At 66.1% G+C, this 24,730-nt stretch carries 23 protein-coding genes; 8 read left to right on the top strand and 15 right to left on the bottom strand.

The genetic code is table 11. The annotated features are described in order from the left end of the window. Positions 1-1,941 (top strand): type II secretion system secretin GspD, encoded by a 1,941-nt coding sequence (gene gspD, locus H7828_RS21375; RefSeq protein WP_226783103.1) that lies wholly within the window; start codon positions 1-3, stop codon positions 1,939-1,941. A 79-nt stretch (positions 1,942-2,020) separates the two neighbouring features. On the opposite strand, the gene H7828_RS21370 is transcribed toward gspD, so the two are convergent. The 3 genes from H7828_RS21370 to H7828_RS21360 form a co-directional block, all read right to left on the bottom strand. Further along, positions 2,021-2,290, bottom strand: coding sequence for a hypothetical protein (locus tag H7828_RS21370; protein WP_226783102.1), 270 nt, complete (start codon positions 2,288-2,290; stop codon positions 2,021-2,023). Next, entirely contained in the window at positions 2,274-2,951 is a 678-nt protein-coding gene (locus H7828_RS21365; RefSeq protein WP_226783101.1) for a ParA family protein, read from the bottom strand. Before H7828_RS21365 ends, H7828_RS21370 begins: the two co-directional genes overlap by 17 nt. 214 nt (positions 2,952-3,165) lie before the next feature. Beyond that, a complete protein-coding gene (locus H7828_RS21360; RefSeq protein ID WP_226783100.1) occupies positions 3,166-3,843 on the bottom strand; it encodes a TetR/AcrR family transcriptional regulator in 678 nt (225 codons plus the stop codon). A gap of 145 nt (positions 3,844-3,988) precedes the next feature. Between H7828_RS21360 and H7828_RS21355 the strand changes: the two genes are divergently transcribed. From H7828_RS21355 to H7828_RS21340, 4 genes are all read left to right on the top strand, one after another. Next, complete coding sequence (locus tag H7828_RS21355) at positions 3,989-5,173, top strand: HlyD family secretion protein (protein ID WP_226783099.1); 1,185 nt, start codon at positions 3,989-3,991, stop codon at positions 5,171-5,173. Between the two features lie 4 nt (positions 5,174-5,177). Continuing rightward, positions 5,178-6,785 (top strand): DHA2 family efflux MFS transporter permease subunit, encoded by a 1,608-nt coding sequence (locus tag H7828_RS21350; RefSeq protein WP_226783098.1) that lies wholly within the window; start codon positions 5,178-5,180, stop codon positions 6,783-6,785. A 180-nt stretch (positions 6,786-6,965) separates the two neighbouring features. Continuing rightward, complete coding sequence (locus H7828_RS21345; protein ID WP_226783128.1) at positions 6,966-7,541, top strand: TRAP transporter small permease subunit; 576 nt, start codon at positions 6,966-6,968, stop codon at positions 7,539-7,541. Further along, entirely contained in the window at positions 7,541-8,932 is a 1,392-nt protein-coding gene (locus tag H7828_RS21340; RefSeq protein ID WP_226783097.1) for a TRAP transporter large permease, read from the top strand. The genes H7828_RS21345 and H7828_RS21340 overlap by 1 nt, the downstream gene beginning before the upstream one ends. A 19-nt stretch (positions 8,933-8,951) precedes the next feature. On the opposite strand, the gene H7828_RS21335 is transcribed toward H7828_RS21340, so the two are convergent. From H7828_RS21335 to H7828_RS21280, 12 genes are all read right to left on the bottom strand, one after another. Continuing rightward, positions 8,952-9,632: a HupA family protein gene (locus H7828_RS21335; protein WP_226783096.1), complete on the bottom strand. Its 681-nt coding sequence runs from the start codon at positions 9,630-9,632 to the stop codon at positions 8,952-8,954. Between the two features lie 196 nt (positions 9,633-9,828). Further along, complete coding sequence (locus H7828_RS21330; RefSeq protein WP_226783095.1) at positions 9,829-10,914, bottom strand: TRAP transporter substrate-binding protein; 1,086 nt, start codon at positions 10,912-10,914, stop codon at positions 9,829-9,831. Positions 10,915-11,033: 119 nt separating this feature from the next. Beyond that, the gene (locus H7828_RS21325; protein ID WP_226783127.1) at positions 11,034-11,978 is read right to left on the bottom strand and encodes a branched-chain amino acid ABC transporter permease; all 945 of its coding nucleotides are present in this window, start codon (positions 11,976-11,978) and stop codon (positions 11,034-11,036) included. Further along, on the bottom strand, positions 11,978-12,865 hold the full coding sequence (locus tag H7828_RS21320) for a branched-chain amino acid ABC transporter permease (RefSeq protein WP_226783094.1): 888 nt from the start codon (positions 12,863-12,865) through the stop codon (positions 11,978-11,980). The genes H7828_RS21325 and H7828_RS21320 overlap by 1 nt, the downstream gene beginning before the upstream one ends. Before the next feature lie 84 nt (positions 12,866-12,949). Further along, positions 12,950-14,149, bottom strand: a complete 1,200-nt coding sequence (locus H7828_RS21315; RefSeq protein ID WP_226783093.1) for an ABC transporter substrate-binding protein — start codon at positions 14,147-14,149, stop codon at positions 12,950-12,952. Positions 14,150-14,196: 47 nt separating this feature from the next. Continuing rightward, positions 14,197-14,916 carry an ABC transporter ATP-binding protein gene (locus H7828_RS21310; RefSeq protein ID WP_226783092.1) on the bottom strand — a complete coding sequence of 240 codons (720 nt, stop codon included), beginning with the start codon at positions 14,914-14,916 and terminating at the stop codon, positions 14,197-14,199. Then, positions 14,909-15,658: an ABC transporter ATP-binding protein gene (locus tag H7828_RS21305; RefSeq protein WP_226783126.1), complete on the bottom strand. Its 750-nt coding sequence runs from the start codon at positions 15,656-15,658 to the stop codon at positions 14,909-14,911. Before H7828_RS21305 ends, H7828_RS21310 begins: the two co-directional genes overlap by 8 nt. A gap of 189 nt (positions 15,659-15,847) precedes the next feature. Beyond that, a complete protein-coding gene (locus tag H7828_RS21300; protein WP_226783091.1) occupies positions 15,848-16,783 on the bottom strand; it encodes a carbohydrate kinase family protein in 936 nt (311 codons plus the stop codon). Between the two features lie 2 nt (positions 16,784-16,785). After that, entirely contained in the window at positions 16,786-17,808 is a 1,023-nt protein-coding gene (locus H7828_RS21295; protein WP_226783090.1) for an SIS domain-containing protein, read from the bottom strand. 2 nt (positions 17,809-17,810) lie between these two features. Next, a complete protein-coding gene (locus tag H7828_RS21290; RefSeq protein ID WP_226783089.1) occupies positions 17,811-18,797 on the bottom strand; it encodes a 2-hydroxyacid dehydrogenase in 987 nt (328 codons plus the stop codon). A gap of 28 nt (positions 18,798-18,825) precedes the next feature. Continuing rightward, positions 18,826-19,884, bottom strand: coding sequence for an ABC transporter ATP-binding protein (locus H7828_RS21285; protein WP_226783088.1), 1,059 nt, complete (start codon positions 19,882-19,884; stop codon positions 18,826-18,828). Continuing rightward, a complete protein-coding gene (locus tag H7828_RS21280) occupies positions 19,885-21,207 on the bottom strand; it encodes a class II D-tagatose-bisphosphate aldolase non-catalytic subunit (RefSeq protein WP_226783087.1) in 1,323 nt (440 codons plus the stop codon). A gap of 335 nt (positions 21,208-21,542) precedes the next feature. Between H7828_RS21280 and H7828_RS21275 the strand changes: the two genes are divergently transcribed. The 3 genes from H7828_RS21275 to H7828_RS21265 are packed head-to-tail and all read left to right on the top strand — an operon-like array spanning position 21,543 to position 24,730. Then, entirely contained in the window at positions 21,543-22,814 is a 1,272-nt protein-coding gene (locus tag H7828_RS21275; protein WP_226783086.1) for an ABC transporter substrate-binding protein, read from the top strand. 43 nt (positions 22,815-22,857) lie between these two features. Then, positions 22,858-23,820 (top strand): carbohydrate ABC transporter permease, encoded by a 963-nt coding sequence (locus tag H7828_RS21270; protein WP_226783085.1) that lies wholly within the window; start codon positions 22,858-22,860, stop codon positions 23,818-23,820. Between the two features lie 13 nt (positions 23,821-23,833). Continuing rightward, positions 23,834-24,730: a carbohydrate ABC transporter permease gene (locus H7828_RS21265; protein ID WP_226783084.1), complete on the top strand. Its 897-nt coding sequence runs from the start codon at positions 23,834-23,836 to the stop codon at positions 24,728-24,730.

Here is a 24,730-nt window from a genome sequence, read left to right as displayed (position 1 = left end):
TTGCCCCGACTTCTGTTTCGCCTTGCCCTGTGCCTTCTTCTGGCCCTGCCCGCCCCCGCCATGGCCCAGGACGCGGAAGACGACGGCAGCTTCGTCATCAACCTGCGCGACACCGACATCACCGTCTTTGCCGAACAGGTGTCGCGGATCACCGGGCGCACCCTGATCCTCGATCCGGGGCTGAGCGGCAATGTCACCGTGGTTTCGAGCCAGGAACTGGATTGGCGGGGGGTCTGGTCGCTGTTCCAGTCCACGCTTCGGGTGCGCGGCTATACCGCCGTGATGGCCGGCGACATCTGGCAGGTGGTGCCCCAGGCCGAGGCTCTGGCCTCGGGCACCACCCAGCCCGGCGAGGGGCCCGGCAGCCAGGACATCGTCACCCGCACGCTGGAGCTTCAGCGCCTCTCGCCCGGCGAGGCGGTGCGCGTGCTGCGCCCGCTGGTGGCCACGACCGGCTATATCGAGGCGCTGACCAACCCCAACGCCATCGTCGTCACCGACACCCGCGAAAACACCATGCGCATCCTCGATATCGCCCGCACCTTCGACAGCCGCGAGGAAGACCGCGCCCAGGTGATCTCGTTCCGCTTTGCCGATGCCGCCACCGTGGGCCAGGCCATCGTGCAGGTGCTGGGCGAGGGCGCGCGCGCGCGCCTCTCGGTCGATCCGGGGTCGAACCTGCTGCTGGTGCGCGGCGGCACCGAGGATATCGCCGAGATCCGCCGCCTGGCCGGCGCCATGGACATCGCCCCCCGCCCCACTGCCGACCTGGTCATCGCCACCCGTGTGCTGCGCCTGAAATACGCCGATGCCGAGGTGGTGGCCGAACTGGCCCGCAACACCCTTCTGGGGCGCACCGAATTGACCAACCCGGTGGCCGAGGCGGTGGGCGCCGAAACCACCGAGGACGGCACCTTCCGCCCGATCCGCGCCAACGACAGCCCGATCCCCGAGGTGTCGATCCAGGCCAGCACCGAACAGAACGCCGTGGTGGTGCGCGGCACGGCCCGCCAGATCGACGAGGTGGCGGGCCTTGTGCAATCGCTGGACCAGCGCCGCGCCCAGGTTCTGATCGAGGCGGCCATCGTCGAGGTGTCGGGCGATGTGGCCGACCGGCTGGGGGTGCAGTTCGGATTTGGCGATGCGGCCCCGCCGGGGGGCATCGCCGCCACGTCGTTTGGCAATGCGGGCGTGTCGCTGCAATCGGTGCTGCTGGCCCTGGGGCAGACCAGCGCGCGGGCGCTGACCGGCGGGCTGACCATCGGGGTGTCGGATCAGGGCAACTTCGGCCTGCTGATCCAGGCGCTTTCGCAGTCCAGCAACGCCAACCTGCTGTCCACGCCGTCGATCACCACCATGGACAACCAGGCGGCCAAGATCGTCGTGGGCCAGAACGTGCCCTTCCGCACCGGCAGTTTCGCCACCGACGGCAACACCGCCCAGCCCTTCACCACGATCCAGCGTCAGGATGTGGGCATCACCATGAACGTGCTGCCCCGCGTCACCTCGGGCGGGGTGGTGCGGCTTGAGATCCAGCAGGAGATTTCGGCGCTGATCGATGCCGCCGTGCCCGGTGCGGCCGACCTGATCACCAACCGCCGGGTGATCGAAACCACCGTGCTGGCCGACAATGGCGGCACCATCGTGCTGGGCGGGCTGATCACCGACAACGAAACCCTGAGCGAAAGCAAGGTGCCGCTTCTGGGTGACATTCCGGTGGTGGGCAACCTGTTCAAGTCGCGCCGCGCCGGGGGCGAGCGGCGCACGCTTTTCGTCTTCATGCGCCCCACCATCCTGCGCAGCCCCGAAGACGTGAAGGCGGCGGCGGCACAGAAATACCGCCGGTTGCAGGGCGCCCAGGGCGAGGCCGTGCCGGGCGGCAGCCTGCTGTTGAACCGCAACGTCAAGCGGCTCCCGCTTGAGATCAACGGCCTGTACTGACCGCCGGATCGGGGCGAAGGCCCCCTGCCCCGGGGCGGTTATGTCCTGGTAATGGCGACGAAAAGGGCGCGCCGGGGGATCACTTCGGGAATTCGTGGTTGTCCATCAGGATGCGCAGCATGTCGGCATAGGTGCGCCGGTCGTCCTTGCAGATGCGCTTGAAGCGTTCGATCACCTCGAGGGGCGCCTTGATGCTGATCTGGCCGTCGCGCTGGGGTTCGCGGCTGGGCCAGCGTTCGGCAGGCGCGCGCACCGGCTCGGGGTCGGGCGCGGTCGCGGGCGGGGTGGCATCCCTGCGCGCCGGGGTTTCGAACTGTTTCAGGCGGTCGATGTCAAGCGGTTTGGGCATGGCGGCTTTCCTCGAGGATATCGATGATTTCCGAAACATAGGACTGGGCGTTGACCAAGGCCTTGTCGATCCCGTTCACATCGGCCGGGTCAAGCTGGCGCAGCCCGCCACCGGCGTTGTGCAGCGACGAAAAGGCGGTGCGGCGGTGCAGCTCGGTCTGCATGACGCGCCCTGCCCGGCTCAGCTCGCGGTGGATGTGTTTCTCGAGCTTGCTTTTCACCGCCGCCGAGGTGCGCGCAAACAGGATCGCGGTGGGGATCGGGCGGCGGCGCGCCCTGCCCTCCATCTCGATTTCGGCCAGGGTCTCGATCGCGGCGTCGGCGTCCTGCTGTTCTTCGCCCGAGGGGATGATCACCAGGTCGGATTCCGCGATGGCAAAGGATGTCAGCCGGCTGGCCGAGCCTTCTAGGTCGATGATCACGAAGGTGGCCTGGCGCTGTGCGCGGGCGATCTCGTCCTGGATCGAACGTTCGCCGCCGCTGGTGATCACGCCCAGCCTTTCGGGCAGCGGCGACAGGGTGGACCAGCGCGAAAGCCGGTGGGCCGGGTCGGCGTCGATCATGATGACATCGGTGCCCTGGGCCAGTTCCGTGCCCAGGACGATGGCCGAGGTGGTCTTGCCCGCCCCGCCCTTGGATGTCGCGAATGAAATGACAGGCATGTCTACCTCTGGAATGGGAAGGATAGCGTAGCTTACGCAATAGTATCCATGGCATGGCATGTCAAAGGTATAACAGGCATGGCATTCCTACGGTAGGCATGGGTAGGTTACGGTATGTCCAGATATCTATGCATACCACAAGGTACCTTACGATACCACAAGGCGCCCGGCGGCCTTTCAGCCTTGAAAACCCGTTGCAGAAGCGCAGGTTAGGTCAGGACACCGGCGTATCGCCATCCACCGATGCCCCCGTCCTGGCCCTTGCATAGCGCGCCAGGAACAGGTCCACGGCGCTTTCAGCCGTGGCGCGGATCTGCTCGGGCGCGGGTGGGGCAGGGGTCTTGCCGAAAAGACGGCGGCGCCAGAGCCCGGCGGTTGCCAGTTCGGTCAGCTGATAGGCCGCCAGCCCCGGATCGGGAATCGACAGGGTGCCTGCCGCGATCTCGCGCTCGAGGGTTTCCAGAAGCACGGCCTGCCCCCGTTGCGCCCCGCCCTCGTAGAAGCTTGCCCCAAGGTCGGGCCGGCGTTCCGCCATGGCGATGACGGTGCGCTGCGCCTTGATCACCGCGTCCGAACAGACGATCTGCGCCAGGGTCGTGGCAAAGGCGGTCAGCCGGTCGGCCAGCGGCCCGGGGCCACGCAGGCTTTGCTGCAATCCCGCGAAAAGCCGCTCGCGCTCTCCCTCCACCAGGTGTGCGAAAAGATCCTCCTTGTCCGAGAAATAGACATAGAGCGTGCTCTTGGACACGCCCGCCGCGCGGCAGATCTCGTTCACGCTTGCGGCATCAAAGCCCGTCGTCATGAAAACCTCGGCCGCCCCCTTCAGGATCGCGGCGCGCTTGTCGGGGTCGGCCCCGGCGGCATGGCGGGGGGTACGGGTGCGGGGTTTCACGGGCTGTGTCATGGCCCGGATATAATCGAACCGTTCGGTTCGATAAAGTCTTGTAATTTTGCACCAAGGGGAATACCTGCCTGATCGAACCGAGCGGTTCGAACAGTTCCGCCCCCGGCCGCACCCGCCAGAACAAGGACGCCCGATGTCTCGTCACGACCGCGCAATCACCGGAAAGGCCGAAACCATGGTCGATGCCCCGACACCCGAACCGGTGGCCAAGCCGCCCAGATCGCGCCGCAAGCGGGCCGTCCTGGGGGCGCTGGCGCTGTGCGTCCTGGTGGCGGGGGGCGTCTTTGCGCGCGATTACTGGACGGTCGGGCGTTTCATGGTGGAAACCGACGATGCCTATGTGGCGGCCAATGTCGCCCTGGTCTCCAGCCGCGTGCAGGGCTACGTGGCCGAGGTTCCGGTCTCCGAGAATGCCGGGGTTTCGGCGGGGGATGTCCTGGTGCGCCTTGACGATGGCGATTACCGCATCGCGTTGCAGATGGCGCAGGGCAGGGTGGCCACCGCAGGCGAGACGCTGGCGCGCATCGACGCCCAGATCGTCGCGGCCCAGGCCGGCGTGGCCCAGGCCGAGGCCATGGAGCAGATGGCCCGCGCCCACCTGCACGCCGCCCAGACCAACGCCGACCGCGTGCGCCGGCTGGCCAGCAGTAATGTCGCGGCCCAGGCCCAGGTCGATACCGCCGTCGAGACCCTGCAATCGGCCGAGGCCAGCGTTGCCAGCGCCGCAGCCGCCACCGCCAACGCCGAGGCCCAGGTCGGCGTTCTGCGCGCCCAGCGGGCCGAGGCCGAAGGCACGCGGCACGAACTGGAGCTGGCCGCGGCCCAGGCGCAGCGCAACCTCGATCTGACGGTGCTGCGCGCCCCCGCCGACGGCACGGTGACCAACCTGACGCTCGAGGTGGGCGACCTGGTGAACCCCGGAACGCGGCTGGCGGCCCTCGTGCCCGCCGGGGGCTCCTACGTCGAGGCCAATTTCAAGGAAACCCAGATGGGCGATGTCGCCGTGGGCGCCGATGTCCACATGACCTTCGACGCCGCCCCCGACCACAGCTATCACGGCACGGTCCTGTCGGTATCGCCGGCTACGGGATCAGTGTTTTCCCTGCTGCCCGCCGACAATGCCACCGGCAACTTCACCAAGATCGTCCAGCGGGTGCCGGTGCGCATCTCGATCCCGCAAGAGGCGCTGGAGGCGGGTTTCCTGCGCGCCGGCCTGTCGGTGGTGGTCGAGGTCGACAGCCGGACCGGCGGCGGCACCCCCGCGCCCGCTCCCGCGCCGCAGGAACCGGCAGACTCTGTCGTGTCGCTGGGCCACTAGGGCCATGTCCGCCACCCTTGCAGCCCCCGGCAGGGGTGAACCGGCCCGATCCGCCCCCCCGGCAGCCCCCGCCGACGACCTGGCCCTGACACCGCGCCGCGTGGCCGGGTTCATGGTCATGGTCTTCGGCATGTTCATGGCGATCCTCGACATCCAGATCGTGTCGGCCTCCCTGCCCGACATCCAGGCGGGGCTGGGGGCCAGCACCGAGGAAATCAGCTGGGTGCAGACCTCCTACCTGATCGCCGAGGTCATCATGATCCCGCTCTCGGGGTTTCTGGCCCGGGTCATGTCGACGCGCATCCTGTTCACCGTCGCGGCGGCCGGGTTCACCGCCGCCAGCTTCATGTGCGCCATGTCGGGCAGCATCGGCGAGATGATCCTCTGGCGCGGGTTGCAGGGGTTCCTGGGGGGCGGGATGATCCCCTCGGTCTTTGCCGCGGCCTTCACCATCTTCCCCCCCGCCAAGCGCAGCACGGTATCCCCGATCATCGGGCTGATCGCCACGCTGGCCCCCACGGTCGGGCCCACCATCGGCGGTTATCTTTCGGCCACCCTGTCGTGGCACTGGCTGTTCCTGGTCAATGTCATCCCGGGCATCGGCGTGGCCTTCGGCGCCTGGATGCTGATCGACTTCGACCGCCCCGACTGGAAGCTGTTCGACAAGTTCGACTGGTGGGGCCTTGCCGCCCTGGCGGCCTTCCTGGGCGGGATGGAATACGTGCTTGAGGAAGGCCCGGCCAATGACTGGCTGGACGACCGGACCGTCGCCATCCTGGCGGGCTTCATGGTGGTGGGGGGCATCGTCACCTTCTGGCGCGCCTTCACCCGTGCCGAACCCATCGTCGATTTCTCGGCCCTGCGCGACACCAACTTCGCGGTCGGCTCCCTGTTCAGCTTCACCATGGGGATCGGGCTTTACGGTCTGACATATCTCTATCCGATCTACCTCGGGTCGGTGCGCGGCTATGACAGCCTGATGATCGGGCAGACGGTCTTCGTGTCGGGGCTTGCGATGTTCTTCAGCGCGCCGCTGGCGGGCATCCTGTCGTCGCGTATCGATCTGCGGGTGATGCTGCTGATCGGTTTTCTGGGCTTTGCCGCCTCGACATGGTGGCTGACGGGCATGACCACCGAATGGGACTTCGACGAGCTGTTCTGGCCGCAGATCCTGCGCGGACTGTCGCTGATGCTGTGCATGGTGCCGATCAACAACCTGGCCCTGGGCACGCTGCCGCGCGACAAGATGAAGGGCGCCTCGGGGCTTTACAACCTGATGCGCAACCTTGGCGGGGCGGTGGGCCTTGCGGTGATCAACACCGTCCTGAGCGACCGGCGCGCCCTGCATTACGAACGCCTGAGCGAAAGCCTGAACTGGGCCAACGACACCGCAGTCGCCCAGCTGAACGCCATGGCCGCCAACCTGACGGCCCACGGGCTGGACGGTGAGACCGGCGCCCTGGTGCAGATGGCCGGGCGGTTGCAGGGGCAGGCGGCGGTGATGTCCTTCATCGATGTCTTCGTGCTGCTGACCGCGCTTTTCGCGGGCCTGGCGCTTTGCGCGCTGCTGATGAAGGCGCCCCCGCCGGGCAAGGCCGCCGGCGGGCACTGAGCGGGGCAGGGGGGGAATCGCTACGTCACCGCGAAGGGAACCGCGGCCCGGGCCATGACAACGGTTGACCGCTCCCGGCGGTCCAGTATGTAAAGACGGGTCAGGATCCGTCCGTTCGGCAACGAACACGCGCGGCACAGCAGAACTGGCAAGGGGCCGACAGGAGGGTCAGGCGGAATGATGCGACTGATTGGATCGCTGACGGCGGCCATTTGCCGGGTGAACTGGATCGTGGGCCAGGTCTTTGCCTGGCTATCCCTGGGGATCGTCGTGGTCTGCTTTACCGTCGTGGTACAGCGTTACGTCTTTTCCACCAGCTATGTCTGGATGCAGGATCTCTATATCTGGCTGAACGGCGCGATGTTCACCGCCGTGGCCGGCTTTGCCCTGCTGCGCGACGATCACGTGCGCGTCGACATCTTCTATCGCCCGGCGCGGATGCGCACCCGGGCGCTGATCGACCTGATGGGCGTCGTGCTGTTCCTGCTGCCCTTCACCGTCATCGTCTATATCTACTCGATGCCCTTCGTGAAGCGCGCCTGGTCCTACGGCGAAGGCTCGGCCAACGTGGGCGGGATGCCGGGGCTCTATATCCTCAAGACATTCATCATCGCCTTCGTCGCCCTGCTGGCGCTTCAGGGGCTGGCGATGATCGGGCGCTCGGTGCTGGTGCTGGGCGGGCGGGCCGACCTGGTGCCGCCGATCATGCGCTATGCCGTCAAGCCCTCTGACATTGCCGCCGAAGGAACACACTGATGGAACCGGTCCTGATCGGCGAGCTTTTGTCCGGCCTGATGTTCTTCGGGATCATCGGCTTCTTGCTGCTGGGCTTCCCGGTGGCCTTCTCGCTGGCGGGGGTGTCGCTGATGTTCGGCGCCGTGGGCTGGGCGCTGGGGGTCTTCGATCCGTCCAACTTCGGCAGCCTGCCCAACCGCTATATCGGCTTCATGACCAACGAGGTTCTGGTGGCGGTGCCGCTGTTCATCTTCATGGGGGTGATGCTGGAACGCAGCAACATCGCCGAACAGCTCTTGCTGACCATGGGCAAGCTGTTCGGCAACCTGCGCGGCGGGCTTGGCATCTCGGTGATCCTGGTGGGCACGATGCTGGCCGCATCCACCGGGGTGGTGGGGGCCACGGTGGTGACCATGGGGCTGATCTCGCTGCCCGCCATGCTGCGGGCGGGCTATGACCCCAAGCTGGCCACGGGGGTGATCTGTGCCTCGGGCACCCTGGGGCAGATCATTCCGCCCTCGACCGTGCTGATCTTCATGGGCGACATGCTGAGCGGCATCAACAGCCAGGTGCAGATGGCCAAGGGCAACTTCGCGCCGGTGCCGGTATCGGTGGGCGATCTGTTCGCGGGCGCGCTGCTGCCGGGGCTTCTGCTGGTGGGGCTTTACCTGGCCTATACCATCTTCAAGGCGGTAACCGATCCGGCCTCGTGTCCGGCCACCCCGGTGCCCGAGCACGAGAAGAAGGATCTCGCGCGCGAAATCATGGTGGCACTGGTGCCGCCGCTCCTGTTGATCCTGGCGGTTCTCGGCTCGATCCTGGGGGGCATCGCCACCCCGACCGAGGCGGCCTCGGTGGGGGCCGTGGGCGCGATGATCCTGGCGGCGCTGCGCTGGCGGCTGTCCATCGGCATCCTGCGCGAAACGGTGATCGCCTCGGCGACCATCACCTCGATGGTCTTCGTGATCCTGCTGGGGGCCTCGGTCTTTTCCGTGGTGTTCCGCCTGATGGGTGGCGACAACCTGGTGCACGAATTCCTCTCCAGCCTGCCCGGCGGCACCCTGACCGCGGTGGCCATGGTCATGGCGATCATGTTCCTGCTGGGCTTCATCCTCGATACGTTCGAGATCATCTTCATCGTGATCCCGATCACCGCGCCGGTGCTTCTGGCGCTGGATGTCGATCCGGTCTGGCTGGGCGTGATCGTGGGGGTGAACCTGCAGACCTCGTTCCTGACGCCGCCCTTCGGCTTTGCGCTGTTCTACCTGCGCGGCGTGGCCCCGGCCGATCTGCCCACCAGCGCCATCTACAAGGGCATCATTCCCTTCGTCGGGTTGCAGGTCATTGCCATCGCCATCCTGTTCGCCTTTCCCGGCATCGTCACCTGGCTGCCCCGCCTGATCGCAGGCTAGGGGCAGGCGGCGCAGGGCGTCAGTCGAGGACGGGGTTCTTCACGCGGTCGTTTTCCACCATGACCATCCCCCACATCCGCGACACGTCGTCGTCGATGGTCGATTCGATATCCAGCTGGCCTTTGAGACCCTGGTTGTCGTCGTGGATGTAGCCGTCAATCGCGACATCCAGTTCCTGTTCGTGATCGCCCCAGTCCAGCGTGCCATGGCCCGTCATGCCAACCCGGGCCACCCGGAACTTGCCCGCCTCGCCGCTTGGCCCGCCGGGCAGGTTGGGGCGCTGGGTGCCCGTCAACTGGACGCTGCCCCCCGCCTGCCGGCCCGTGGCATCGTGAAAATCCCACATCGACCCGGTCACGTCGCCCGAACCGAAATAGACGGTCATCGCCATGCTTGAAAGGATCTCGGGGGCGTCCGGGTCCGCCCCCAGCGCCGCAACCCCGTTGTAGGTTGCCGTACCGGTGCCCGGCAGATCCTCGGCGGTCGCCGGGTTCAGGCTGCCATAGCGGTTCCGCAGCCCCTGGAAATCGTTGTTCAGCTCGATGCGACGCTGCATGTCGATCGGCCGCGTGTTCTTGCCGACCTCGATTTCGGGGCCGGATCCGGCACCCTCGGTTGCCGGCAATCCGCCTGCACAACCGGCAACGGCAAGCGCCAGTGCCGATAGGGTGGCGATCCTCAATGCGTTGAAACCGGTCATTTCCTCTTGCTCCTGTCCTCTGCCGTCGTTGCGGCATGCCTGGGCGCGTCAATGACAGGCGATCTGGGCCGCATTTGGACCGATCCGCGGCGCCAAGGGGAAAATTAACCGTCTTTACGGTGCAACCATCACCGCCCCGGAACGGCAAAAGGGCCCGGCGTTTCCACCGGGCCCCCTGGATTCGCCTGACGGCGGATCAGTACTTCAGGTACTTTTCACGCGCGCGGACATAGGGGCTGTCGATACGCTCGGTGCGGGTCCGCACCAGGTTCAGCGCCTCGATGAAGCTTTCCGTGGTCTTCTTGACCAGCGGATCGTCGCTGTTGCGCAGTTCCTCGACCACCTCGATCGAGGCCTTGGCGCCGGCTTCCATGATGTCTTCGGGGAAGTCGCGCACCATCACGCCGTGATCCTCGACCAGCGTCTTCAGGGCGCGGGGATCGTTGGCGATGAAATCGGCCGAAACCTGGTCGTACTCGGCCTGGGACACATCGCGGATGATGGCCTGCAGGTCGTCGGGCAGTTCCTGGTACTTCTTCTTGTCCACGACAAGCTCGGTCGCGAGGCCCGATTCCACGAAGGAGGGAACGTAGTAGTTCTTCGCCACCTGGTGGAAGCCAAGCGCCAGGTCGTTGTAGGGGCCGACGAATTCGGCGGCATCCAGCGTGCCCGACTGCAGCGCCTGGAAGATTTCGCCAGCGGCCATGTTGGTGACCGTCGCGCCCAGCTTTTCCCAGACGCGCCCGCCCAGGCCCGGAGTGCGGAAGCGCACGCCCTTCACGTCCTCGACGCTTTTCAGTTCGTTGCGGAACCAGCCGCCGGTCTGGGTGCCGGTGTTGCCCGACAAGAAGCCCTGCACGCCGAACTGGTCATAGATCTCGTCCCAGATCTCCTGGCCGCCCATGAAGCGCACCCAGGCCGTCAGCTCGGGGGTGGTCATGCCGTAGGGCACGCCGGTGAAGAACGACAGGGCAGGGGACTTGTTCTGCCAGTAATAGGCGGCGCCGTGGCTCATCTCGGCGGTGCCGTCGATGACCGCATCCAGCGACTGAAGCGGCGGCACCAGTTCGCCGGCGGAATAGACCTGAACCGTCAGGCGGCCGCCGCTGGCGGCGGTGATCCGGTCGGCCAGACGCTGGGCGCCGACACCGAGGCCCGGAAAGTTCTTGGGCCATGTGGTGACCATGCGCCAGGTGATGTTGCCCTGGGCAATGGCGGGCGCGGCCAGCGCGGCACCACTGACGCCCAGTGCGCCCGTGCGGATGAATGAACGACGATCCATTGTAAAACCTCCCTGTTTTCGGAACGATCGAGTTGTCGTCAACCTCTAGAGCAGCCCGTGCAGCCTGCCAAGATATCCCACCCGGATGCCGGGATATTTGTCGCGGGGGCGCGGCGCGCTCACAGGGGCCGCTTGAACCAGCGGGCCAGCACCCCGATCAGCCCCTCGCGGAACAACAGCACGCCCAGCACGAAGATCACCCCCTGGATCACCGTCACCCAGGCGCCGAAGGTGGCCAGGTAGTTCTGCATCGTCACCACGATCGCCGCCCCCGCCAGGGGCCCGAAGATCGTGCCCATGCCCCCCAGCAGGGTCATCAGCACCACCTCGCCCGACATCGACCAATGCACGTCGGTCAGCGAGGCCAGCTGGAACACCTGGCTTTTCGTGGCCCCCGCCAGCCCGGCGAAGGTGGCCGACAGGACGAAGACCATCAGCTTGTAGCGGTTCACGTCATAGCCCAGCGAAATCGCCCGCGGCTCGTTCTCGCGGATCGCCTTCAGAACCTGGCCGAAGGGCGAATGCACGATGCGATAGATGAACAGGATGCCCCCGAAGGTCACCGCCAGCACGAAGAAATAAAGCGGGATGTTGGTCTCCATCGAGAAGACCCCGAACAGCGGATTGCGCGGCACCGACTGGATGCCGTCCTCGCCCCCGGTAAAGGGCAGTTGCAGCGCCAGGAAATACACCATCTGGGCAAAGGCCAGGGTGACCATGGCGAAATAGATCCCCTGCCGGCGCACCGCCAGGCTGCCGATCACCAGCCCCAGGAAGGCCGCCGCCGCCGTGCCGCACAGCACCGCCAGTTCCGGCGTCAGCCCCCAGACCTTGGCGGCATGGGCCGCGACATAGCTGGCCCCGCCGAAATAGGCCGCATGGCCAAAGGACAGAAGCCCCCCGAAGCCCAGAAGCAGGTTCAGCGCGGCGGCAAACAGCGCAAAGCACATCACCTTCATGGCGAAGATCGGGTAGACGAAGAAGGGCAGCGCCACGAGAAACACGAACAGGATGGCGAAGATCGCCATGTGCAGTTTCGGCATGCCGGTGGTTTCAGGCACCATCACGCGGCCCTCCCGAACAGCCCTTCGGGCTTGATGAGCAGAACAATGGCCATGATCACGAAGATCACCACGGCGGATCCTTCGGGATAGAACACCCGCGTCAGCCCTTCGACCAGGCCCAGCATGTAGCCCGTCAGGATCGCCCCCATGATCGACCCCATGCCGCCGATCACCACCACGGCAAAGACCACGATGATCAGGTCGGCCCCCATGTTGGGGTTCACCGAATAGATCGGGGCGGCCAGCACCCCGGCAAAGCCCGCCAGCGCCACGCCGAAACCATAGGTCAGCATGATCAGCAGCGGCACGTTGATGCCGAAGGCCCCCACCAGCACCGGGTTTTCCGTGGCCGCGCGCAGATAGGCGCCAAGGCGGGTCTTCTCGATCATGAACCAGGTTCCGAAGCAGATCGCGGCCGAGGCGACGACGACCCAGGCGCGGTAGTTGGGCAGGAACATGAACCCCAGGTTGTTGCCCCCCGACAGAAGGTCGGGAATCCGGTAGGGCAGGCCGGAAATGCCGTAATAGTTGCGGAACAGCCCCTGGATGATCAGCGCCAGGCCGAAGGTCAGCAGCAACCCGTAAAGATGGTCAAGATGATAGAGCCGCGACAGCATCGTGCGCTCGAGCAGGATGCCGAAGGCCCCCGTGATCAGCGGCGCCAGGATCAGCGCCCACCAATAGCCGATGCCGAGATAGTTCAGCAGCATCCAGGCCACGAAGGCGCCCATCATGTAAAGCGCGCCATGGGCGAAGTTGATGATGTTCAGCAGGCCGAAGATCACCGCCAGCCCCAGCGACAGCACCGCATAGAACGATCCGTTGATCAGCCCCAGCAGCAGCTGGCCCAGCAGAACCTGCGGCGGTATTCCCAGAAGCTCGAACATTCAAAAGCGCCCCGTCTCAGTGCCCGTCGTCGTTTTCATGCCGCCCCCCGGAAAGGCTCCGGAGGGCGGGGTGCCGCTTGCGGCTTACATCTTGGTGAAGTCGCATTCGTCCAGCATCGGCAGGAAGGCTTCCTCGCCGCTGATCTTGGAAATCTCGTTGTAGAGATCCCATTCGCCTTCCGACTGGTCGGGCGACTTGACCTCGAAGAGGTACATGTCGTGCAGCGCCCGGCCATCGCCGCGCACCTTGACCTTGCCGAACAGCGCGTCCTCGAACTCCATTTCCTTCATCTTGGCGGCAACCGCCTTGCCATCCTCGGCGCTGCCGACGGCCTCGACCGCGGCAAGATAGGCCATGGTGCCCGAATAGACCCCGGCCTGAACCATGGTCGGCTGGGCGCCGTGGGTGTCGAAGAAACGCTTGGACCATTCGCGGGTGCCATCGTTCTGATCCCAGTAGAAGGCCTCGGTCAGGGACAGACCCTGTGCCGTCTGCGCGCCAAGGGCATGCACGTCGGTGACGAAGAACAGCAGCGCCGCCAGCTTCTGGCCGGCCTGGGTGATGCCGAATTCGCTGGCCTGCTTGATGGCGTTGACGGTGTCGCCGCCGGCATTGGCCAGGCCGATCACATCGGCGCCCGACCCCTGGGCCTGCAGCAGGAACGACGAGAAATCCTGCGCCGGGAAGGGCACGTTGACCTGGCCCACCACCTCGCCGCCGTTTTCCTTGACCACGGCGGCGGTGTTTTCCTCAAGCGAATGGCCGAAGGCATAGTCGGCGGTCAGGAAGAACCACTTCTTGCCGCCTGCATTGGTCATCGCGGCGCCGGTGCCGGTGGCCAGGGCGGCGGTGTCATAGGTCCAGTGAATCGTGGTCGGGCGGCACTGTTCGCGGGTCAGCGCGGTGGACCCGGCGCCGGAATCGATCAGCACGCCGTTCTTTTCGGCCGTGATGTCGGCCACGGCCAGCGCGACCGAGGATGTCGGCACGTCGAGGATGGCATTCACGCCGTCCTGATCATACCACTGGCGGGCGATGTTCGACCCGATGTCGGGCTTGTTCTGGTGGTCGGCCGAGATGATCTCGACGTTCAGGCCCTTGTCGGCGGCCTTGAAATCCTCGACGGCCATGCGCGCGGCCACGACCGAACCTTCGCCCGACAGGTCGGCATAGACGCCCGAGCGGTCGTTCAGAACACCCAGTTTCACGTCGATGCCCTGGGCCAGGGCGGTGGTGGCGCCAAGCGCCCCCAGAACGGTGCCGAATGCGATTTTCCTGAGCATGTCTCTCTCCCTTTAAGTGACGCCCGGAGGCGTCGGTAAACCCGGTGTCAGACGCCCAGATAGGCGTGCAGCTTGTCGATGTTGGCGTCCAGGTCGCTGTTGGGGATCATGTCGATCACCCGGCCCTGGTCCACCACGTAATGGCGATCCGCCACCGAGGCGGCGAAGCGGAAGTTCTGCTCCACCAGCACGATGGTGAATCCCTCGTCCTTCAGCGCCCCGATGGTATGGCCGATCTGCTGCACGATGACGGGGGCCAGCCCCTCGGTCGGTTCGTCCAGCAGCAGGAACCGCGATCCGGTGCGCAGGATGCGGGCAATGGCCAGCATCTGCTGTTCGCCCCCCGACAGCTTGGTGCCCTGGCTGCGGCGCCGTTCGGCGAGGTTGGGAAACAGGTCATAGATCCGCTCGACGCTCAGCCCGCCCTCGCGGATCCTGGGCGGCAGCATCAGGTTTTCCTCGACCGAGAGCGACGAGAAGATGCCGCGTTCCTCGGGGCAGATGGCAATGCCCAGCCGGGCGATGTGGCGCGGCTGCATATCCACGGTTTCGGTGCCGTCGAAGACCACCGATCCGGCGCGCCGGGGCAGGATGCCCATGATCCCCAGCAGGGTCGATGTCTTGCCCGCGCCGTTGCGCCCCAGGAGGGTGACGACCTCGCCTTCGTTCACATCGAAGGTGACGCCGTGCAGGACGTGGCTTTCGCCGTACCAGCCGTTCAGATCCTCGACCTTCAGCATCGGGCGGGAGGATGCGGGATCACGCATGGCCCGCTCCGATATAGGCGTCGATCACGGCGGGGGATTTGGACACCGTCTCGTAATCCCCCTCGGCCAGGATCTCGCCCCGGGCCAGAACGGTGATGCGGTCCGACAGGTCGGCCACCACCGACAGGTTGTGTTCCACCATCAGGATCGTGCGCCCCTTGGCCACCCGGCGGATCAGCGCGGAAATGCGTTCGACATCCGCCTGGGCCATGCCCGCCATGGGTTCGTCCAGAAGCAGCATGTCGGGTTCCAGCGCCAGGGTCGCCGCGATTTCCAGCGCCCGCTTGCGCCCATAGGACAGTTCGGCGGCGCGGTGATCGATGAATTCGCTCAGCCCCACTTCCTCGATGTGGTGGCGCGCCGCCTCGTCATAGCGGCTGAGGGATTTTTCCGAGCGCCAGAAGTCATAGCTTTCGCCGCGCTTCCTTTGCAGGGCCACGCGGACGTTCTGCAACACGCTGAGTTCGGGGAACACCGCCGAGATCTGGAACGACCGCACCAGGCCCAGCCGGGCGATCTCGGCCGGGGCCATCCGGGTGACGTCGCGTCCGTCATAGACGATCCGCCCCGAGGTGGGCTGAAGGAACTTCGTCAGCAGGTTGAAACAGGTCGTCTTGCCAGCGCCGTTGGGTCCGATCAGCGCATGGATCGACCCTTTCTCGACCTGAAGATCGACATTGTTGACCGCAACGAACCCCTTGAATTCCTTGGTCAATCCATGCGCTTCAAGCACTGTTCCCATATAGCTCAAGCCGCTCCCGTAACGTGATGCACTTTCTTGGGCCCAAACCCCGGACAGGCCGGAACAGGCATACCCGGTACGCTAGTGAGCATTTGGCATCCTGTCCAGCGACCTACGCAGGGCCCTGTCGCGCAGGCCCGGGGGGCGCGCCGGAAAGCGGCGCTTCAGCCTGCCCGCAAGGGGCCGGGGTCAGCGGGCCATGAAAGCCCGGGCCTCGGCCATGTCGCGCAGGCCCGCGGTGCCGCCCTTGGCCAGGGCCACGATGGCGCCGCAGGCATTGCCAAGGGCCAGCCGGTCATCGAAGGGCTCATCCGCCAGGCGCGCGCGGATATAGCCGGCGTTGAAGGCATCGCCCGCGCCGGTGGTATCGACCGGCACGATGGGAAAGCCCGCGTGGCGACAAAGGGTGCCATCCACGCTCAGGACCGACCCCTCGGCGCCCAGCTTGACCGCGATTTCCCGCGCCCCCATCCCATGCATCCGCGCAAGGGCCGTCTCGATGCTGTCACAGCCCGTGGCCGCCAGAAGCTCGACCCGGTTGGGCAGGACGACATCGGTATGGGGCAGCACTCGTTCAAGCGCCCCCCGGTCCCAGGTTTCGGCCGGATCCCACCCCAGGTCGAGCGAGGTGGTACAGCCCCGCGCCCGGGCCTCGGAAAACAGGTCGGGCAGGTCGGGTTGCAGGCCGGTCTGGATGAAGAAGGAACCGCAATGGACATGGCGCGTCGCGCGCAGAAGCGCCGGGTCGATATCGCCCGCGCCGAATTCGGTCATGGTGCCATAGCGGGTCAGCAGCAGCCGGTCGCTGTCATAGGACAGCGACACGGTGATGCCCGTCGCCCGCCCCGCCCGCACCCGCACGCCGCCGTGATCCACCCCTTCACGCTCCAGCGCATCGCGGCAGAAGCGCCCGTGATCGTCATCGCCCACGAGGGCGCACATCGCCGTGGCCAGGCCAAGGCGCTGCATCAGGACACAGGCGATGGCGGTGGAACTGCCCAGGGTCAGCGTCTGGCTGTCGAAGGCCTGTTCCGTTCCCAGGACAGGCCCCCGCGCGGCGATCCCCGACAGGATCAGGTCGGGGTTCAGCTCTCCCACCGCCAGGATGTCGAAACGCGGTGCCACGGTCAGAAGGTCACGACCTTGGCCAGGTTGACCGGCGCATCCGGGTCCTTGCCCCGACGAATGGCGGTGGCAAAGGCGAAAAGCTGGGCCGGCAGGATCGACAGCACGGCGCCGGCACCCTCGGTCAGGGCCTGGGGGATGGCGGCGGTGGCATCGGCAACCCCTTCATAGCCCGCGGCATCCGGGCCGATCACCAGCACCGTGGCGCCAAGCGCCTTGATGTCGCGCGCAAGGGCGCGGCCATGATCGCGGTCGGCCAGGCTGAACAGCACAACGGCGGTGTCGGCATCGGCGCAGGCCTTGGGCCCGTGGCGGTAATCCAGGCTGTGATAGGCCTCGCTCGTGGCGATCGACATTTCCTGGATCTTCAGCGCACCCTCGGCACAGAGGGGATAATCGGCCCCCGACCCCAGGAACACGAAACGGTTGAAGCCGCGCCGGTTGGCCAGGTCGCGCAGGACGTCCGAGCGCTCGGCCAGCAGGGTGCGGCCCGCCTCGGGAAGGGTGCGAAGCTGCGCGCGGTCCTCCGCGCTGCCCGACAGCCACTGAAGCGCCAGGATCATGCTGGTGAAGGACTGAAGCATGATCAGGCCGTTCTCGAAGCCCTCGTGCACCAGAAGCGGGTGTTGTGCCTGCCCCAGAAGCGACGACCCCTCGGCGCAGCTGACCCCGATGGTGGTGAAGCCGGCCTTCTGCAGAATCTCGTCGGCCAGCAGAAGCTCGGTCGATTCCCCCGAGCGGGAAAACCCGATGGCCAGGCGGCGGGCGTCGCTCTTGCGGGTCTCCCAGGGGTCGAGCATGATCTCGCAGGAGGGCACGCCGCGCGCGTCGAACCCTCGCCGGCGCAGCCAGTCGGCGACGACAAGCGCAAGATAATAGGACGTCCCCGACCCCAGCAGCACGATGGAGTCGAAATCCCCGAGATCGACCGGCAGCGCAAGGTCGCCGCCTTCGAGCCTCCGGATCAGCTTTGCCCAGGCTTCGGGCTGCGCGTTCAGTTCGCGCCAGGTCACGTCACCACTCATCTTCAAACTCCAACTTTCATATCCGGTCTGTTCATCAGGTTCGGCGGGGTCTGCCCCTCAAGCACGGCCAGCGCATTGCGCACGGCCGTGACCGCGGCATCGGATTTGGCGCGGTTGGTCAGCCCGGCCATGTGCGGGGTGACGATGACGTTTTCCAGCTCGAACAGGGGGCTGCGTGTCAGCGGCTCGACCTCGAAGACATCCAGGGCGGCCCCAGCGATCCGGTCCTGCTGCAGCGCACGGGTGAGGGCGGCCTCGTCCACCAGTTCGCCCCGGGCGATGTTGACGAGATAGGCATGGGGCTGCATCAGCGCGATTTCGCGTTCACCGATCATGCCCCGGGTCGAGGGGTTGAGCGAGGCATAGATGCTGACCACGTCCGCGCGGGCCATGACGGTATCGAGATCGCAATAGGTGATGCCCAGTTCCTCGCCGAAGGCGGGGTCGGGGGTGCGGGTGTGGCACAGGATCTCCATGCCGAAGGCCCTGGCGCGGCGTGCGGCCGCCCGCCCGATCTGCCCCAGCCCGACCATTCCGAAGGTCGCCCCCCAGACATCCATACTTCCCGAGGTCTGCGAGGCCCAGAGCCCCTTGCGGATCGCGATGTCGCCGCGCCGGATCTGGCGGGTGATCGCCAGCATCAGCCCGATCGAGAATTCGGCGCATTGCTCGGCGTTGACCCCCTTCACGTTGGTGACGGCGATGCCCCGGGCGGCGGCGGCCTCCAGGTCGATGTTGTCGGTCCCCGAGGTATGCAGCGCGATGACCCGCGCCGCGGGCGCCAGGGCCAGGGCATCGGCATCGGTGCCCATCACGCGGCCCATGACGACGGCATCGGCCTGGCGCAGCGCCGCGCGATCGGCGCCGCCCAGTTCCGGAAAGGGAACGAGGCCCTCGACGAAGGTCAGCTCATGCCCCGATTCCCTCAGCGCGGCGACGGCTGCGGGAAGCTCATGGAGCGAATCCGATATGACGATGATTTTTGACATGGTTCGGGCCTTGAAAATGGGGGACGGATCAGTGCGCGCGCCGGCCTTCGGCATCGAAGAAATGCGCCTGTGCCGGGTCCGGGACCAGGAACACCGCATCCCCGGCACGGGCGGCCAGCCGGTCCTTGACGACCACGGTGACCGAGCGGCCATCGCGTTCGGCGAAAAGCATCGTCTCGCTGCCCGTCGCCTCAAGCGAGGTGACCCTGGCGCGGAACGATCCGGGCACCTCCTGCGTCGCCACCGAAACGGCATCGGGGCGCAGGCCCAGGGTCATCCGGCTGTCGGCGCGCACCTCGCCGGGCAGGGGCATGGCGTAATCGTCGAAGACGCGAAGGCTGCCGTCGGACACGGCGCCTTCGAAAAGGTTCATCGAGGGCGAGCCCATGAAGGTTGCCACGAAGGTGCTGTTGGGCCGGTCGTAGAGTTCCAGCGGCGGGCCCACCTGTTCCACCACCCCGCCGCGCAAAAGGACGATCTTGTCGGCCATGGTCATCGCCTCGATCTGGTCGTGGGTGACATAGATCGAGGTCACCCCCAGGCGGTTCTGAAGCTCGCGGATCTCCGAACGCATCTGCACGCGCAGCGCGGCATCGAGGTTGGACAGCGGTTCGTCGAAAAGGAACACCTTGGGGTTGCGCACGATGGCGCGCCCCGTGGCGACGCGCTGACGCTGACCGCCCGAAAGCTCTTTCGGATAGCGGTGCAGGTAATCGGTCAGCCCCAGCGAGGCGGCCGCGGCAGCGACCTGGGTCTTGCGATCGGCCTTCGAAACCCCCGCCAGCTTCAGCGAGAAGCCCATGTTGTCCTCGACCGTCATATGCGGATAGAGCGCGTAGTTCTGGAACACCATCGCGATGTCGCGGTCCTTGGGGGGAACGTGGTTGATGCGCTTGTTGTCGATGGCAACATCGCCCGATGTGACATCCTCAAGCCCGGCGATCATCCGCAGCAGCGTGGACTTGCCACAGCCCGAGGGGCCCACCAGGATGACGAATTCGCCATCCTCGATATCGACCGAGACGCCCTTGATGACATCGACCGCACCAAATTTCTTGCGGACGTCGTGCAATGTTACCGTTGCCATTCAGAAATCCTCTTTGTCTCGATGCGGCTCTGACGCCAGGAAATAGGGTTCAAGCGCCATCTCGACGCTGGCGCGGGCGATGTCCTTCAGGGTCGGGGCGACGGCCCCGCCGCGCAGGGCCCCGGCCAGGTGCGGCAGGTACTGGTGCGCCAGCGGATAGGGGATGTCATCACCGTCGATATTGGCCTCCAGCCGCTTCAGCGCGGCATCGACGCCCGGCACCGTCCAGTAGTAGCGCAGCCTGTCGGACAGGCTGAAATGGCGCAGCCAGGCCTGGCGCGCCGGATCGCCCAGGTAGTGGCCGTTCCAGTGTTCGGGATGGTCCAGCATCGCGGTTTCCAGCGCGTCGCGCAGCCCCGACCGCCTGTCGGGCGCCACCAGTTCGCGCTCCAGCAGCTCCAGCGCATAAAGCGCCTCGCGCAGGGCGAAGGTGGCGGCCGGCCCGACCTTGAGAATGGCGAAATGCCCGGCGACCAGGTCGCGATAGGCCTTGTCGAACTGGTAGTCGGTGGAATGGGCCTCGAAGACGAGGCCGTCCAGCGCCCCGATGGCCCGCGACAGGGGGGCCGCCGCCGCCACGTCGAAATCGGCCACCGTCTCGTTGCCGAAATCCAGCCCCGGCTGCACCACCACCGCCGCCACCCGCGCGAAGGCCGCGCCCAGCCCCGCCGCGGCGAAGGCGGCGCGATGGGCCTCGACCGTGTGCTGCACGCTGGCGGGCAGGGTGGGGACGATCTCGTGACCCTCGCCCATGCCGCCGGGCGGGGGCACCTCGGTGCCGATCACGTAGAAGGGCGGCGTTTCGCCCGCCGCCGCCTCGGCCGCGCGGGCCAGCCGGGCGGCGCGCCCGGCGATCACCGCCTCGTCCAGCGGCTCCGGGTCGTCGGCACAGGACATCGAGCAATCCAGGTGGATCTTCTGGAACCCGGCGCGGACATAGTCGGCCACCATGACCTCGGCCCGCGCCATCGCCTCGGCGGCGCCCAGCCTGCGCCAGGGTTGCGGGCCAAGATGATCGCCGCCAAGGAGAAGCGCCTCCCGCGACAGCCCCAGACCGGCGGCGATGTCGCGCACCAGCCGCGCGAAATCGGCGGGCGTCATCCCGGTATAGCCGCCCTCCTGGTTGACCTGGTTGCAGGTGGCCTCGATCAGCGCGACCTGGCCATGGCGCGCCGCCCCGCGCAGCGCGGCCGCGATGACATGGGGATGGGCACTGCACACGCTGGTCAGGCCAAGCTGCCGGCCCCGGCGGTTTTCGGCAAGGGCATGCAGCGCCATCTGCGGGGCGGAGTTCGGGCGGGATATGGGGTCAGCGGTGCTCATGCGGGCCATGTTATCGGCGTTCGATCAAAAGTAAACAGATAAATGTCCGTTTATGCTTGAGTTGCGCGCGCAAAGCGGGAAGGATGCCCAGAGAGGCCACCCCCGGCCAGCAGGCACCCCCAACCCGGGCGCCCGGCACAGGGCAATGCCCCGCCCCGCGCCTGACCGGCGCAAACCGCCTGGATCAGCAAGGACCAAGGTATTGAAATGATTGTACTTATCAATCTTGGCGTCAAATACCGTCAAAAAACTCTTCGGTTTTGCGCGATTCCTGCTAGTCTGCCGCCAGGTTGACGGCGCGGGCCGGACGACGAATCACAGGGAGGAAATACCGAATGGCACTTCGCAACAAAAAGGTCTCGACGGTGGCGCTCGGCGTCCTGGGCGCCGGACTTCTGGCCACCCCGGCACTGGCGCAGGACAGCAAGACCATCACCATCGCCACCCATTACAACCAGGACCAGATGGCGCCGCTGCTGGAATGCTTCGACGCCTATGAAGCGCAGAATCCCGGCATCAAGATCGAATTCCAGCAGGCCTCCTACGGGGATTTCCTGCCGACGATCCTGACGGCACGGATCGGCGGCACCTCGCCCGACATCTACAACATCTATTCGATCTGGGCGCCGCAGCTCGTGGCTTCGGGCGCCCTGGCCACGCCCCCCGCCGAGGTGCAGGAGTTCATCAGCGCCAACTACAGCGAAGGCGCCGTCGATGCGGCCAGGCTTGACGGCACGATCTGGGGCATCCCGACCGAACTGTCGGTCTACCAGCTGCTTTACAACAAGAAGCTGCTGGCCGACGCCGGATATGACGCCCCGCCGAAAACCTGGGCCGAACTGGCCGAGATCGCGGCCGCCGTGACCGAGAAGAACGCCCAGGGCAACATCACGACCGGCGGCTATGTCTACGGCCCCTCGGTGGCCAACGCGGTGCACCCCTTCTACAGCCAGATGTACGCCGAGGGCACCGCGCCCTTCAACGAAGACCTGACGGCCACCAACTTCACCAGCCCGGCGGCGATCAAGATCCTGGAACGCCAGGGCAGGCTTTTCGCCGACGGCAGCACCGCCCTGTCCTCCACGGTCGAGGATTTCCCCGCCGGGCGCGCGGGCATGGCGATCATGGCCAACTGGAACAAGCAGGGCCTGAAGGAAGCCTTCGGCGACAACTTCGAGGACACGGTCGGCGTCGCGCCCATCCCCCATGACGAGGGCGATGGCGGCACCATGCTCTATTCCTTCTACTGGGCGGTGGATTCCACCTCGGATGTCACCGACGAAAGCTGGGCGCTTCTGAACTGGCTGAACACGGCCCAGGACGGCGCCGATCTGTCCTGCACCGGCCACATGCTGGACGAACTGGGCGCGCTGAGCGGCAACACCGCCGATCTGTCGGCCATGGACACCTCGGACGCCTTCACCACGCCCTTCGTCGAGGCCATCGTCTCGGGCACCGCCAAGAGCCAGCCCAACATCTGGCAGGCCAGCGAGAACGACCGCATCCTTCGCGGCTATATCGAGCAGGTCTGGGCCGGCCAGATGAGTGCCGAGGATGCCCTGGCGGCGGCGGATGCCGAGATCACCGCGATCCTCGCCGAGCAGTAACCCCGCAGGACGGCATGGCGCTGTCGCACCAGGAGACATCAGGATGACAGATCGAACCGACCCCAGCGCCATGCCCGCCACCCCGGCCCCCCGGGTCTTCGACGAAGACCCCGTCCGCCCGACCCTCGGGCAGCGGATCTCATCGAAGAAGGTCGCGCCATGGCTTTTCATGGCGCCGGTCATCGCCTTCGGGCTGATCTTCTTCATCCTGCCGATCTTCTATGCCGCCTTCATCAGCCTGACCCGCTGGAACAGCCTGACCCCCCCGAAGTTCGTGGGCCTGGCCAACTACAAGTACCTGCTGACCATCGACCCGCGCTTCTGGGATACCTTCTGGAACACCGCCTATTTCGCGGCAGGATCGCTTGCCATCGGGATACCGATCGCCATGATCCTGGCCTATGCCTTCACCCGGGCCTGGGGCCAGGCCTTCTGGCGGTCGATCTACTGGCTGCCGATGATCACCAACGTGGTGGCGGTGGCCTATATCTGGAAATTCCTGCTGGACGACAGCTTCGGCCTGATCAACCAGGCGCTTGGCTTTCTGGGGCTGCCCGGGCCCGGATGGCTGACCAATCCCGACATCGCGATGCTTTCGACGATCCTGGTCTTCGTCTGGATGCAGCTTGGCCACAACATGCTGCTGTTCTCGGCCGGGCTGGCCAGCATCGACGACAGCTATTACGAGGCCGCGCGCCTTGACGGGGCGAACGAGACGCAGGTCTTCCTGCGCATCACCGTGCCGCTTCTGAAGCCCACGATCCTGTTCGTGCTGATCACGAATTTCATCACCGGGCTCAGCTATTTCACCCTGATGCTGGTGCTGACCCAGGGCGGCCCGCTGGGCAAGACGACCGTGACCGCACTTTACATGTACGACATGGCCTTCGCCGACCTGCGCATGGGCCGTGCCTCGGCGGCGGCCTACATCCTGTTCTTCTTCATCCTGATCGTGACGATCATCCAGCTCCGCATCTTCCGGCGGGGCGGTGTCGACGCGCACTGAGAGGGAATCCACCATGGCCATCGTGACATCGCGAAGCAAGACGGCGCTGCTCTGGACCGTCGTGAAATACGGCCTGCTGGTGATCGGTGCGATCATCATGGTCGCCCCCTTCATCGACATGTTCCTGGGGGCCCTGCGCACCCCGGCCGAACGCCTGGCACGCCCGCCGATCTACTGGCCGCGCGATCCGCAGTGGATCAACTTCAAGCGCGTCTTCACCGAGATGCCGACGCTGGTCTGGCTGCGCAACTCGGTGATCGTCACCCTGGCGGTGACCGCCCTGCAGATCCTCACCAGCTCGATGGCGGGATATGCCCTGGCCAAGTACCGCTTTGCCGGGGCGAACATGATGTTCCGCACGGTGCTGGGGGCGCAGATGTTCCCCTTCTTCCTGTTCATCATCCCGATCTTCTTCATCCTGCGCTATTTCCCCCTGATCGGCGGCAACGATCTGCTGGGGCAGGGCGGCATGGGCTTTCTGAACAGCTATTCGGCGATCATCCTGCCCTTCGCGGTCAGTTGGTACGGCATCTTCCTGATGCGCCAGTTTTTCATGGGCGTGCCCGACGAACTGCTGGATGCCGCGCGGCTGGACGGGGCGGGGGAGTTCCGCATCTTCTTCGTCATCGTCCTGCCGCTGGTGCTTCCCGGCCTGGCGACGCTGGCGATCTTCGTCTTCGTCTACCAGTGGAACGAGGTGATCTGGACGATGACCATCACCCGCACCGCGCCCGACCTGCAGACCCTGCCCGTGGGCATCTTCCTGCTGCGCGGGGCCTTCACCGAGGAAGCCACCCAATCGCTGCAACAGGCCGCGGTCGCCGTATCGGTGCTGCCGGTGATGCTGACCTTCCTGTTGCTGCAACGCTACTACGTGCGGGGCCTGACCGCAGGATCAGTCAAGGGATAG

It is taken from the genome of Oceaniglobus trochenteri, from assembly GCF_020529025.1.
Lineage (GTDB): Bacteria > Pseudomonadota > Alphaproteobacteria > Rhodobacterales > Rhodobacteraceae > Oceaniglobus > Oceaniglobus trochenteri.
This window is presented reverse-complemented; position numbering and strand designations above follow the sequence as displayed.